Below are 13,227 nucleotides of genomic sequence, written 5' to 3'. Positions count from 1 at the left end.
TGTTAAACCCGTGGCGATTCACTTTCATCAGCTTTGTTGCCCGCCAGCGACTTAGTTTTATACCTTTGGTAGTGACCATCGCGGCAATGCTTCGCGCTCCTGCTGAGCCGTTGCTTTCGCGATAAACTTCACGCACAAGGCTCAGTAATGCCACTCTCGTGGCGTCAGGCATCCTCGGCTGCCGCCAGTATTTATAACTGCTGCGATGAACCCCAAACACGTTGCACACAACGGCAACAGGAAACCGCGCCCTGAGTTTCTCAACTAATGAGAATTGTTCAGGGAGTCTGACATCAAGAGCGCGGTAGCCTTTTTTAATATATCTCTTCCCATTTCAACGCGTTGAAGTCTTTTCTTAAATTCACGTATCTCAATCTGCTCAGGTGTCATGGGTGAAGCTATGGGTGATTTTCCCGCTCGCTCTTCTTTCAGTTGTCAAACCCATTTGTCCATCGTGGATTTGCCGACATTCATCGCAGTGGCAGCAGCGGCAACGGTGTAGTGCTGATCGAGTACAAGCTGGGCAGCTTCGAGGCGAAACTCGGGGCTAAAATTGCGTCTGTTACGTCCGGTCATAATGTCACCTGTATTGACTATGAGGTGATGATATCACCTCTGTTCAGGTGGCCAAATTCAGTTTGCCACTACAACTGTTAGAAATTATAATAATAATTATTTGTGGCAAGACGGTATTATATCCCGCCAGCTCTGTTTATGCTTTATTAGTCCAGTTAAACACAGAGCATCTATAGATTATTAGTATTAAATCACCTAATCCTAAAATCGCCAAATAAAAGCATAACATCTGATATAGTTAATCAAGCCACTTGACAACAAATTTAAATGTAATATTGATATACTCATGAGAATGAAAAACCCGTTTTGATAAGCGGCAAACCATAACAAGGAGGAGCATTTTAAGGAAGGTAAAAATGTTGTATGAAGGTAAAATATATAGTATAGAAAACTATAAAATTCAAATGCAAAAATACGCATTATGCTGCGATGACTTCAACGATGGGATGTATATAAACCCAAAATAAAGGGCGTCATTAAAAATACATAGAGTTTAATAACAGATCGTTTGTGCATGGTTTTGTTTTCGACATAGGCCATGATAATGGTGCACGACGTGGACAGACACCACCGCATATGATTTAGATTATTTAGCAGAGTCTGTTCCTGACAGACCAGACAGAAGTTGCGAAAAAAATGGACACAACGCAAAACAGTGCTGTCGCATATTACTGAAGATATTTAGCATTACAGCAATAGCAATAGCAATAGCAATAGCAATAGCAATAGCAATAGCAATAGCCACCAATGTGGCCTCTGTCATGCTTCATTATGTGATTTTTAATATATCTCGTAAACGCTCTGTATGCGCTTTTGAGACCTTTTATTCTTCAGACGATCAATCACTTTAAACTGAATATAAATACCTGGTAATAGATTTTATGCAGCCTGACCAGGTGAAGAAAAAATCTTTTCATCAATCCAGGCGTCAACTCCACTTCCCACAAAAGCGATATTTCTTTCGCAGCGGGTTCAGGGATTATTTTAGTGCAGGTAATTTAACCTCCCCGACGATTGTCATTCTTGCCGTTACACAAAAAGAAAAAACTATCATGGTGAGTAAAGCGATTAGCGTAATTCACAAAGAACCCTGCTTTCAACACTAAACAGAACACAGAAAGATGTAATTTAGGTTAAGACTAAAGCTGAGGGCTAACTCTCAGTTCATCAATGTCGTACCGATTATTTAAGGTCCACTTTAATTCAGAATCGACCTGGTAATATTCTTATTTTTTTATGAACGCGATCTACCACGTTAAGTTTATATGGATCTTTTCTCCGGGCAGTGATGATAATGCCATTAATAGTATTAATCTTTTGCCGCGCTGCGTGAATGCCTGCTGAAAAGCGGGCATCGCTCTGGTATTACGGCGGGATTTTTTTAAGGCATGAATTTTTCTCTCTGGAGGATAAATCCTTGTTTAAATTACATCCCCTTTTACTGAGCCTTATCGCGGCGCAGGGAATCATTATTCCTGTCTCACAAACCTCGGCGGCCACGCTGAAGCCTTTCTCGCCTTATCTTAATGACAACAAGGCGGGTGTTTTCTGCGTCTGTAATGGCTCAACACAAACGCTGAGCGGCGTGCAGCGGTTTGCCCCGGGACTGAGCGGCGCGCAGAGCTTAACGCTGGGCGAGCTACAAAATCCTGGTGGCAGCACGGATTACTCTCTGGTGGGTAAACCGCGTCTCGATCCGGGAAATCGGGATTACCCTATTAGCATCCCCAATAACGAAGGCCACGGCGACAGCGACACCTTCGAGGTCTATAATTCAGCCAATATGACCGATTTGCCACCCATCGGGCTGGATACGCACGTGCCCAACTACGTTGACGTTAAAGGTGGGCAATATATCAATGCCCGCGTGGCGCAGGTCAGTAAAGGGACAATCAACGTTGATATTGGCGCAAAAGGCGCGACAACTACCGCTGAAACCAACGGCTGGAGTATGGCAGCTAAGCAGAGCCGACTGTTTGCCGCCACCGACAGCGGTAATATGAACTGGAATAGCGACAACCGCATTAATTTTACATCCATTCTGCCGCCCGACGGCGTGTCTTATATGACCCTTCCTGTCGACAGCGTGGCGATTTATAAAGGCGAGTTTAGCGTCACCACAAGGGATAACGATACCACCCGTTTTAACGTCACCCGCTTCAGCGACTTTCAAAATTACAATAACTGGCTGATTAATCAGTTAAGCATTGGCAGGCTCAGCCCGGACAGCTACAGCAGTGAGCTGGATAAGGCGGTTTCGATCACCAGCGGCGAAATTGTCTACAGGAGGGTAGCGCAGGACCCTGGCGATGAGGCCGCACAGGATATTGGCGAACTGGTGGTGCTCAGCGCCGACGGGGCAAAAGCGACCGCGACGGTGAATAAAACGCTGGAGGTGATCAACGGCAGCAGCGCCGTACTGGCCACTAACGGCGGTAGCGCCGTGATTAACGGTAAAGTCTCCAGCATCAGTACGGGTACCTCTAACGGCAGCGCGCTTGAGCTGCAAAGCGGTGCTACCGGCATTAATAATGGTGTCATTAATGGCAGCTTTCTCAACCTGGCGGATGGCACGGGCGTAGACAGCGCTACGGTAAACGGCTCCGTTTTCAGTTACACCGTGCTGATGGGAGATAACAGCCATTTTCGCAACGAGGGTGTGATAAACACGGCAGGCAACGGCACCGCGCTGGGCATTTTTGCTGGCAGCGCCATTAATAATGGCAATATCAACGTTGGCGCAGCGAACTGGTCGACGGCGGATGGTATTTTTGTTAATGGCAAAGAGGCCAGTTTTGCTAATGTAGCGGGCGGCACGCTCTATCTCGGACGTGCGCTGCAAAACAGCCTGACGGATGAGGCGGCGGACGTCAGGCTGAACGATTCGCTTGGTATTCGCGTGGAAGGAGACGGCAGCGCCATCAATGACGGCCATATCGTGATTGGCTCACTGACTCAGGGCAGCACCGCAATGCGGGTGGATGCTGGTCCGAACGCCCGTTTGCAAAATAACGGTATCATCGATGTCAATGGCCGTGCAGATTTCCGGCCGGAAGAAAATATTGCTATGGCGGTAAATGACTCCGGCAGCGGCGGTCTGGTCGGCAACACGGGCATCATCAACCTGAATGGCGATAACAGCACTGCGATTAAAGTCCTTGCCACCAGCGGCAACCGCGCCAGCGCGTATTCGGACGGCATCATAAACGTTAACGGCAGCGCCGATCCGCTCAACGGCACTTATAACACGGCGGTGTGGGTAAAAGGCGAGGAGGACGGTAGCGCTTATGCCAATATCACCGGCCCGATAAACCTTGGTGGTAAAGGGGCCGTCGGTATCCACGCGGAAGGCAATGCGACAGTGGATACCGACAGCCTGTTCAATATCCGCGGCGGCGAGTATCAAACCGGCTATCTGGTGATTGGGCCAGAGGCAAAAATCAATCTTCCGGTAAACGGTCGCTATGGCGCTTACGATACCGCCTGGTACTCCACAATTTTCAACTATCAGAACGGCGCGAAGTTTGATGGCGCGGGTATGACCATCACGCCGGACGCCTCTTTTTCAACCGGGATTGCCGGCAGCGGTAGCGGAACCGGGATCAACACCAGGGGCGCGATAATTAACGTTGGGCGGTACTCAACCGGTATCAACCTCAGTGGCGGCGCGCAGGGTACCCTTGATGAGGCGACCCGACTTAATCTCACCAGCTTTAATGCCACCGGCGCAGCGGTGGATGGCGACAGCACGCGGTTAACCAACCATGCCGACATCAGCGGTTTTTTCAACGGTGAAGTGGGCCTGACGGCGCAAAATAAAGGCCAGATAACCAACACCGGCAATATCAGCCTGCAGGGAGAAGAGGTATCGGGTATCAGGGCGCTAAGCAGTGCCTCAGTTGATAACAGCGGCACCATTGATGTCAGCAATGGCAGCACGGCACTTTATGCCGAAGGATTCTGGTTTCCCGGCGACGGCTCGTCAACCACCATTACCAACAGCGGTACGCTGAACGTAACGGCAGGCAATGCCCCCGATTTTGCCTCAACGCACGGGGCGATCGCCCGGGGAGAACTGGCCCGCGTCAACCAGAACGGCATTGTTAATCTGTATGGTACCAACTCCATCGCCGGGCAGGTCCTTGACGGCGGCACGATTGTTACCGGCGGCTCGGTGGTGTTCCACGATCCGCGCCAGAGGGGGTATGTGGCGGGCGATTGGGAAGCCAGACTGGTCAGCAATGGCGGCAGTACCGATGTCAGCACGGCGAACTCAACGCTTTACTGGCTGAACGACCACGCCTGGCTGCAGCAGATCAATCCGGCGGAGGTCACCCTGAGCGGCGAGAATTCCGTGGGGATTGCCGCCTTCAACGGCGCTTACGTGGAGGGCACCGATCGCTTTATCGTTAACGGCGAGGGCGCAACGGCAATCCGGCTGCAAAACGGCGCCAGCGCGGTGATCAACAACCCCATCACTTTGAACGGCAACAATACGCTTGGCGGATTCAGCGACGCGGCCTTTAGCAACTTTGATAACCGTGCCGTGGTTCAGGGGGCGGGTAAAAATGTCACCGGCTTCGATGTGGGCTACAGCATGACCAACAGCGGGACCATCGACCTGACGGGCGTGAACAGCACCGCTATCCGTCTGCATGGCGCATCGCTTTACAACAGCGGCGGGATAAAAGTGGCATCGGGAATAGGTATCGAGGCCAGCGAGGGTGAGAGCACCTACTTCCCTGAAAGTGCGCAGCTCGCTGCCTCAGACGGCATCGCCGCCGTGCGGGTCAACAATAACGCCAGCTTCAGGGTGCTGGGCGACGGTATTTTCCGCAACTCAATCGAGGGTGACGGCAGCGCCGATGCTATTTTGCTGGATAAAGGGGCGACGGGGCTGGCGATTGATGGCACCACCCTGACCTCTATGGGCAGCGGCAGCGCCATTAATAACCTGGCCGAAACCAGCAATATCGCCATGACCAACACCTATATTTACGCCAGAGGCAGCGGTAGCGGCATCCGTTCCGCCACGTCGTTTAATCCGCAGGGTTCCGTCACCATCGAACCGTCAGGAAGCGCCACGGGCTACACCTTTGCTAATGCCGACGGTTCTACCACCCGCAATGATATGGTTATACCGCGCGGCATCGCCATACTGGTGGGATCGGGCGGCACGGGGGTGCGGGCGAACACCAGCGGGCAGGTTATTTCAGAGGGCAATATCTACGTTACTACCGAGAGTGGCGGCTCGGCGATTGTCACCAGCACCGCCAGCGAAGTGATTAACCGGGGGGATATTTACTCCTGGAGTACCGTTGCGCCCGTTATCGATCTGCGCGGGGGCAGCACGCTTTTTATCAACGAAGGGACCCTCGGCACGCAATATCCCGAGACGCCGCTGGTGGCTGGTGGGGCCACTAACGATCGGATCGCGTTAATTGATGGCGCGGTCAATGGTGATGTCGATACCGGTAACGGCACCGATACGCTGGTGCTAACCGGGGGCACCATTAACGGCAGCCTGACCATGGGCAGCGGCGTGAATAATCAGGCTTACGTACAGAATGTCAGCCTGAAGGACGTCAGTCATATCACCACGGCGGGCGGCGAAGGCAGCACGCTGAGCCTGAGCGACATCGCGGCCAGCGGCGGCTCCTTCACCCGCGACGATCTCAGCCGCGGCGTCAATCTGGGCGCGGGCTGGAGCACCATCAACTTTCTTGACACCGACTGGACCCTGACCGACAGCCTTAAGCTGGCGCACAGCACTATCAATATCGACGGTGGCTCGACGCTGTTTGCCGGGAACGGCGTCAATCCGGTACTGGCGGGCGCAACCGGCGATTCGCTGGTGGTGAACAACGCCGGAACGCTGGATCTGACCAACGGCAGCGGATTACCGGGCGATACGCTGACCATTAACGGCACGCTGAATTCGCTTTACGGCCGGCTGCGGCTTAACAGCGTGTTAAACGGCGGCGGCGCGTTAAGCAACCAGAGCAGCGATACCCTGCGCGTGACCGGCGATGCTAACGGCACCGCGCTAATTGAAGTGACGCCAGCGGCGACCAGTACCGGCTTGCTGAGCGATATTAACCATAACGCGGTTATCGAAGCGAATGAAGGCATATCGCTGGCGCAGGTCGCCGGTAACGCCAGTGCCGACAGCTTCGCCTTGCAGGGGGGATATCTGGCAGCCGGGCCGTGGAGGTACGCACTCTACAGCTTTGCGCCGGGCAGCAGCGAGGCCGACCAGCGGCTGGTGGCGGGCAGCGGTAACCAGTTCTGGGACTATCGCCTGGCAAACGACTTCGTCACCCGCGGTGCCTCCTCCCGCGCTGCGGTAGTGCCACAGGTGCCAGCTTACGTTTCCGCACCGGTCGGGCTGATGTATTACACCGCCGCTGTCCTCGGCGATTTGCAACAGCGCCTGGGCGAGCTGCGCCATCAGCAGGATTTGCCTGCCGGAGACGGCGGCGACATGTTCGTGCGCTATACCGGCTCGAACCTGCGCTATAAGACCAGCCAGAGCTTCAATGACTTCGGCTACAACTTCGATCTGGATTACAGCGCGTTACAGGTGGGCGGGGATCTCCTGCGGCTGGACGGCGACAAAGATAGCCTGCGCGGCGGGATTGCTTATACGCGCGGCAATACTCGTCTGCGTCCTGATGCGGCTGACGGCTATAGCAGCACCACTTTCAACAGCGACAGCCTCGCGCTTTACAGCAGCTGGCTACGGGACAGTGGCCTCTATCTGGACGGCACGCTCGCTTATCACTGGCACCGTGGCGAAACGGACATTGGTCGTAAGCAAGACGTGGCGAAGATCAAAGGCAAGGGCTGGAGCGCCTCATTGCAGAGCGGCTATCCCTTTGCGCTGGGCAACGGCGTGCGCCTGGAGCCGCAGGTACAGCTGATCTACATGCATCTGGCGATGGACAGTTTTACCGATAAGGAGAACCTTGCTGTCAGCTACAACGATTATAACCAGACCGCTGGACGCATTGGCGCGAAGCTTGATCGTAGCTGGAGCGATGACGGCGGCCGTCAGTACACGCCATATCTGCGTGCTAATTACTTTAAAGGCTGGGGCGGCAATGCGAAAACGACCGTTGGCGCGAAGGATATCGACGGCCTCGATCACACCTTCACCAGCGGCAAGTTCGGGCAGATGTGGGAAGCTGGCATCGGCGGCACCGCTACCTTTAGAAATGATGTGTCGCTCTATGCCGAAGCGGACTACCGCAAAGAGATTGACAGTAACGGCGCTAAGGGCTGGGGCTACAATGTTGGCATAAGGTGGACATTCTGATCGGGAGGGGCAGGCGAAAGTGACCTGCTCCCCGTTGATTCACACACCGCGATGTGACTAATGTCTTCATTCCGTCCGGGACGATTCTTATGGTGGCAAACTGAATCACTCATAATTTTTAACACCGTTTTATTTAGGTGTATTCTGTTTTATTTCAGCATAACGGGCGGTTAATTGCTTCAGATGCATTTCCAGTTGAGCCCTGGCAGCAACAGGTAAAGGTTCTCCTGCAGGGTTTTGTGACAATATCCGCAGTTGCTCCTCAGCTGGTATAGCGTGATTAAATGACTGCATGGTGGAAAATACCACTGATTTCAGCTCACTGACCGTCATATATTTCCCCTTCTTCTCATCCAGCTTGCTCAGCCGATCGCTCAGTTGCTGTAGCTTCGTCATCCCCTGATGCCAGCCATTCAGGTTTTCTGACGGTATGCTGGCAGCCTTCAACTGCCGCTGCCACTGTGTTACCAGAGGCTTAGCCTGCTCCGGCCACAGTGCGAACGCCTGTTCAACCAGTTGACGACTGTAATCGATGCTCCAGTCAGGGGGTAATTTATCCAGCCGGGATAGCTGCTGCTGTGTTTGCGTGATAAAGGCCTGCGGTAAGAGTGCTTGTTGACGCAACGTTTCCCGCTGGGCGGGCGTGAGTATTTGAGGTATCGGCGTAAGGGATGCGGCAAACTGAGTGTATAGCGGGTCAGGTCGCTGCAGGGCATGCCAGCTCCATGCTGCTCCCGCGCTTAACACCAGCATGGCACACATCCCGGCGGCGAAGGATTTCCAGGGTTTTACCGGCGTCAACACGTCAACATTCGGCTGATGTTCCGGCTGCGCCACATACACCCACTTCATCATGTTAACCGGTTCGTTTTTCCCTACAGCGGGAATACCGGACAAAGTATCCGCAGACGTGCCCGCGCTATTCATTGCCGTTGCAGGCAGCACCATCCCGGGCTCAATGGCAGTCCCTGGACTGGATGTACTGTCACTGTTTTCCAGACGAGCCGCACTGTTGTACATCAGGGTACGCAGCGCATCAAACTGACTAAGATGCTTAAGCTCCAGACGCTGTAGTACCGCGCCCAGGCGGGTCAACTGCTGCTCCGCAAGATAAAGCTGGCTGAGGTCGCTGTAGCTTAGCGGGAGTGTACGCATCCGTTGCTGCAGACGCTGGCTCAGGCTACTGAGGATTTCCATACGCGCATGGACCGGCTGCGGCCAGAGCGCGCCCCACTGAAGGCTAATCAACGCCTCCAGGATGGACAAACCTTCAGTCAGGCCAAACAGCCCAGCCAGTTGCGTACGGGCAAGCGTGTACCAGGCTGCCGTCTGCAGCTCCACGCCATTTTGCTCAAACAGCGAAAGACAGAGTTTTTCAACATACTGCCAGTTCACATCCGGGCGCGCCGGATGTGACAGTTTGCTCAGCTCATCGCGCAGGGCGGTATAATCCGTTAGTGCGCGCGGGTCGCCGCCGGTTTTAAGATAACGTTCAGAAAAATGCGGCATAGGGATAGCTCAAGGAAGTAAAAAATAAAAGTTTTTGCCAGTCAGTATGCTGACGTCAGAGGATCAAGGAATTGTTGTTGCTTTAGATGCCGCAGCAGAATTTTCCCCTGAGGCATAAATTCAGTTCCATAACGCACGAGGCCGAGATCTTTCAGCTCGGCATCAATGGCGTAACGAAGTTCACCGGGCTGCGTCTGCTCCAGTATCACCACATCAATGTTTTTCAGGCGCGGCTCATACTTCAGCAGTACCTCTGAAAGCGTACCCATCATCTGGTGTGCGGTACCCGGCATTCCCTGCAGGATTTTGGTCATATCCGGCAGGCCATAGTCCGGCAGATGCGCCAGCGTACCGGCGCGGCAGTTAAGGATGCGCTGCATGTTGTCGAGTACCGACAGAATGATCTGGTTTTCTTCGCTGACCTGATGCAGGTCGAGGCCGCCGGTAAAGTTGCCGTAAAGTATTTCACATAGTGAGGGATTCCTATGCGACATGAGTGGTTCTCCTCTCAATAACTGGCTTCGATGCACTGAAAAGCATTAATATATAAAATATTAATAGTCCGGCATCGATTAAAAATGATATTAGATTTATTCTTACCATGATACTAAGCACCTCCGAAAACAATGCTAATAAAATCAGCACAATGCTGATAACTCCCGGATACCGATATCCCATATCTCGCAGTCGCTGGATATCAAGGATCATTAAAACACCTACTCCAACGATTAAAATCGTCGAATAAATAAATCCATAACAAGGGGATATAGAAAACCCAAAATCAGGCAACCTGTCTACTGGTTGTTTGATTTTAATGGCAGGGAAAATATTTACGTAAACTGAAGTGGCCGTATTAATGGTTATAAAAATTAATATACGAACCATGAGACTGTTAAAAAAATAACTCAACCTTACTCTTTTGCGAAGTAGAATTGCATGTTTAATTTTACTTAACATTATGTGACACCCCCTAAACTTTATTAATGTAAATTACCTGCCAGTTTATCGATTCTTTCGCATTAAGACAGCCCTCAATAACCTATCGCTTCTGATGCTGCTCACCAGAATATTTATTATTCATAATCCATTTAGATATCTATGCAATCGATGTTATTTCTCAGTCTGTTTGTTGGTCTCTGACTTACGCAATGAGTTTGTGTAATCCGAAGAGTTCATGGCTGAGCGCGAGGGTAAACGGGCATAGCCACGATTGGCGGCACCATCAACTTTGTTAAAGGTTTTAAAAAAACCATCATTTATATCCCGTGTTAGTCGCACACCCTTGCTTTATGGGTTTAAATATCTGTGCCGATGCTCAGCATTTTTAAGCTATAAAGTGAATCAGCACATCTGCCAGCGTTACCTGTTCAGAGGTAACATCATTACCGCCTCGGGGAATGGGCCGACGTAACGGCTCGACCCGTCAGACAGAGCCAGATAGTTGTCCCAGAAACAGGCGACTGATTAATTTTCTTCCGGTTTGATATAAACACTGCCTTCATCTTCCCTTTGCAAAAGGCTCCATGTTGCCGGAATACGTATTTCAGGCGCGTACATATCACTCTGATATTTCGTCGCCTCCGGCATCAACGTCCCTGCCTCAACATCAATAAACTGCTGATGCCCTCCGGCGATGGTTGCCCAGTGGCCGGAGTGCAGACAACGCTCCCCGCTCTGGCAGGTAATACGTTTACCCGGCGCATCATCCAGAAAGTATTCCGACTCATCAGGGATAATCCCGTCACAATAACGGGTATCCTCCCAGACCAGGCGCCAGTGAACATTGCGATAGCGAATGGGATCGTCGGTTATCAGCATTTCCGTAGTACTCTCCATTAACACGTCGTAATAAACCTGGCGGGGAGCATTCATTCCACGAATAAAATAGTTATAGGCACCCAGATTTTTAAACCCGCTGATACCAGCTTTAATCACCAGAAGTTTATGGTTATACAGAATCTTCACCGGCTCCCAGATACCGTCGCAGGGAACCGGATCGTCGGTTTCGATAACAATGTCGCTACGTTCCGGTACGGGCGGGAGATTTTTCGGGAATACCGGGTAAACCAGCTTATTTAAATTGTAGTGATACTTATCTGGATTCAGTAAAAAGTCCGCATCAAAAAAGTTACACACATTATTGTGTGGTGGATATACCAGATAATCACCGTGTATTTTTGCTGCGATCTTTAATTTGTTCAATTTTTCAATATCAGGTGGATATGGTGCACTTTGCACCCCTCTTTCGTGGCACAGTGGATAAAAAAAACTTTCAATCAAGCCAACAGGTCGATCAAGCTGGTCAAATTCACCCGTTTTAACCTGCCACACCTGTCGGTTGCCCGCAGCCAGTTCCGATAATCCTTCGTCATAAAGACGCAGAGCATCATAAATCCAGATAATGTTCTTCGGATGAAATCCATCAGATTTATCCTCAGGCCAGTTTTTTAGTGCCTCTTCATATTTCTTTGCAAAATACGCCCAGTTATCCCGTTTGCGTTGCCACAATGTATAGCTGCTTAGGCGCTGTAACAGCCAAAATAACCTGCGCCTCACGACATCATCGGTCATCGGGTATCTGGTTTTTTCAATGGACATCATGGTTCATTTCCTGTGGTGGTCTGGTGTTCAATGCGGGCCGCGTTAATCATCATCCGGTCCTTCACTTTGCTGCGCAGCTCATCGTCATGCAGTTGCCGGGTATAGGTGGCATAGGGCGGTTCAACCCCCTCTGGCCGGGTATAACCATGCACACCTTCAACCTCTTTCCAGCCGGAAGGATAAAATTCCGCTCTGACGCCATTAATTTCAATACTGGCAGGTTTTCCGGTCGCTTTTACCTGCTCCCCGATTCTGTTCAGTTCTTTTTTTAGCAGTTCATCCAGATTAATAATGACCTGCTCACCACCACCTTTCAGATACTGAGCAGGAACCTCGTTCCCAAATTGTTCCGCAATTCTGCCGTGCCAGGCGTTAGTACCGGGCATTCTTGCAGCCAGGTCTTCCGGCAGATGCAGTACCCCCAGAAAACCATTGCCATTCCACTCATCCAGTACCGCCGATAATTGTCGCCATTCATTTGCGTCACCAGGCACTTTTTGATAGCCCCAAAATCCCCCTGCCGCCCAGGAGCCGCCGGACTTAGTTGCCAATGCAGTCTCGTTTCCGAAAGCCCGGAAAATCGTACTGCCTGCCATCTCCCGGGCACTTTTAGCAGTGATTTCACCGCTAAAAGAAGCGATATCTGTAAAGACCTGTTGTCCTTTAACGAATGACGGGCTTTCTCCTTTCCAGTTAACAATATCTGGATAACCTTTTTTCGAATACTTACGCCGTAACCTGTCTTCATGAAATTTTTCCGCATGAATACTCGGAAAACGCGTTCCCTGCTTTGGCGCATCCCGCAGCGGGCGTTCTATCAGATAGGCTTCCGCTTCACGCCGCACTTCAGCCCTGCCCTTACCCGTTGCCACCGTATGGATTTCACCTTTATACACCAGCGCCTGCAATACCCGCAGTTTCGCATTCAGCTCCTTCAGCGCCTGCGGGATCATCCTGGATGCCAGCGGTTGCAGGGCGGCAAATCCATCCCGCACACGCAGTAAATCGGCCTGCCATTTCTCCGGCAAAATCCGCCCCACTCTGGCTTTCAAAATCTGGTTTATCGCGGTGATCATCGTGGTGCAAAAATCGCTCATTTTCTCAATCAGCTGTGCCTGATACTCCACCACGTTCAGTTTATTCAGCCACTTCACCGCATCGCCTTCGCCTACACGATTCAGAAACTTAATCACATCACCAAGCGCTGTCTCTTATACACATCT

Annotated in this window: 6 protein-coding genes and 1 pseudogene; 1 reads left to right on the top strand and 6 read right to left on the bottom strand. The window is 51.5% G+C overall.

Annotated elements, in window-relative coordinates:
- A pseudogene (locus ACLRGG_RS20115) lies at positions 1-576 on the bottom strand (transposase); the annotation flags it as partial.
- Positions 577-1,162: 586 nt separating this feature from the next.
- Positions 1,163-1,321, bottom strand: coding sequence for a hypothetical protein (locus ACLRGG_RS20110; RefSeq protein WP_416251424.1), 159 nt, complete (start codon positions 1,319-1,321; stop codon positions 1,163-1,165).
- Between the two features lie 672 nt (positions 1,322-1,993).
- Here ACLRGG_RS20110 and ACLRGG_RS20105 point away from each other — a divergent pair.
- A complete protein-coding gene (locus tag ACLRGG_RS20105; protein WP_416251423.1) occupies positions 1,994-7,894 on the top strand; it encodes an autotransporter outer membrane beta-barrel domain-containing protein in 5,901 nt (1,966 codons plus the stop codon).
- A 129-nt stretch (positions 7,895-8,023) separates the two neighbouring features.
- Here the strand turns inward: ACLRGG_RS20105 and ACLRGG_RS20100 are convergent, their stop codons facing one another.
- From ACLRGG_RS20100 to ACLRGG_RS20085, 4 genes are all read right to left on the bottom strand, one after another.
- Positions 8,024-9,403 (bottom strand): VasL domain-containing protein, encoded by a 1,380-nt coding sequence (locus ACLRGG_RS20100; protein ID WP_416251422.1) that lies wholly within the window; start codon positions 9,401-9,403, stop codon positions 8,024-8,026.
- A 41-nt stretch (positions 9,404-9,444) separates the two neighbouring features.
- Positions 9,445-9,897, bottom strand: coding sequence for a type VI secretion system baseplate subunit TssE (tssE, locus tag ACLRGG_RS20095; RefSeq protein WP_416251421.1), 453 nt, complete (start codon positions 9,895-9,897; stop codon positions 9,445-9,447).
- 970 nt (positions 9,898-10,867) lie between these two features.
- Positions 10,868-12,004 carry an Imm72 family immunity protein gene (locus ACLRGG_RS20090; RefSeq protein WP_416251420.1) on the bottom strand — a complete coding sequence of 379 codons (1,137 nt, stop codon included), beginning with the start codon at positions 12,002-12,004 and terminating at the stop codon, positions 10,868-10,870.
- Complete coding sequence (locus ACLRGG_RS20085; RefSeq protein ID WP_416251419.1) at positions 12,001-13,197, bottom strand: hypothetical protein; 1,197 nt, start codon at positions 13,195-13,197, stop codon at positions 12,001-12,003. The genes ACLRGG_RS20090 and ACLRGG_RS20085 overlap by 4 nt, the downstream gene beginning before the upstream one ends.
- Between the last annotated feature and the right edge of the window lie 30 nt (positions 13,198-13,227).

The organism is Erwinia sp. PPS120, from assembly GCF_047918655.1.
Classification (GTDB): domain Bacteria; phylum Pseudomonadota; class Gammaproteobacteria; order Enterobacterales; family Enterobacteriaceae; genus Erwinia; species Erwinia tasmaniensis_A.
The sequence above is the reverse complement of the archived record's forward strand: the minus strand, read 5'-3'. Positions and strand labels throughout refer to the sequence as shown.

What these genes read in the sequence shown, in the direction of transcription:
- tssE (WP_416251421.1), bottom strand. Translation starts at nt 9,897, where the DNA reads ATGTCGCATAGGAATCCCTCACTATGTGAAATACTTTACGGCAACTTT.
- ACLRGG_RS20100 (WP_416251422.1), bottom strand. Translation starts at nt 9,403, where the DNA reads ATGCCGCATTTTTCTGAACGTTATCTTAAAACCGGCGGCGACCCGCGC.
- ACLRGG_RS20090 (WP_416251420.1), bottom strand. Translation starts at nt 12,004, where the DNA reads ATGATGTCCATTGAAAAAACCAGATACCCGATGACCGATGATGTCGTG.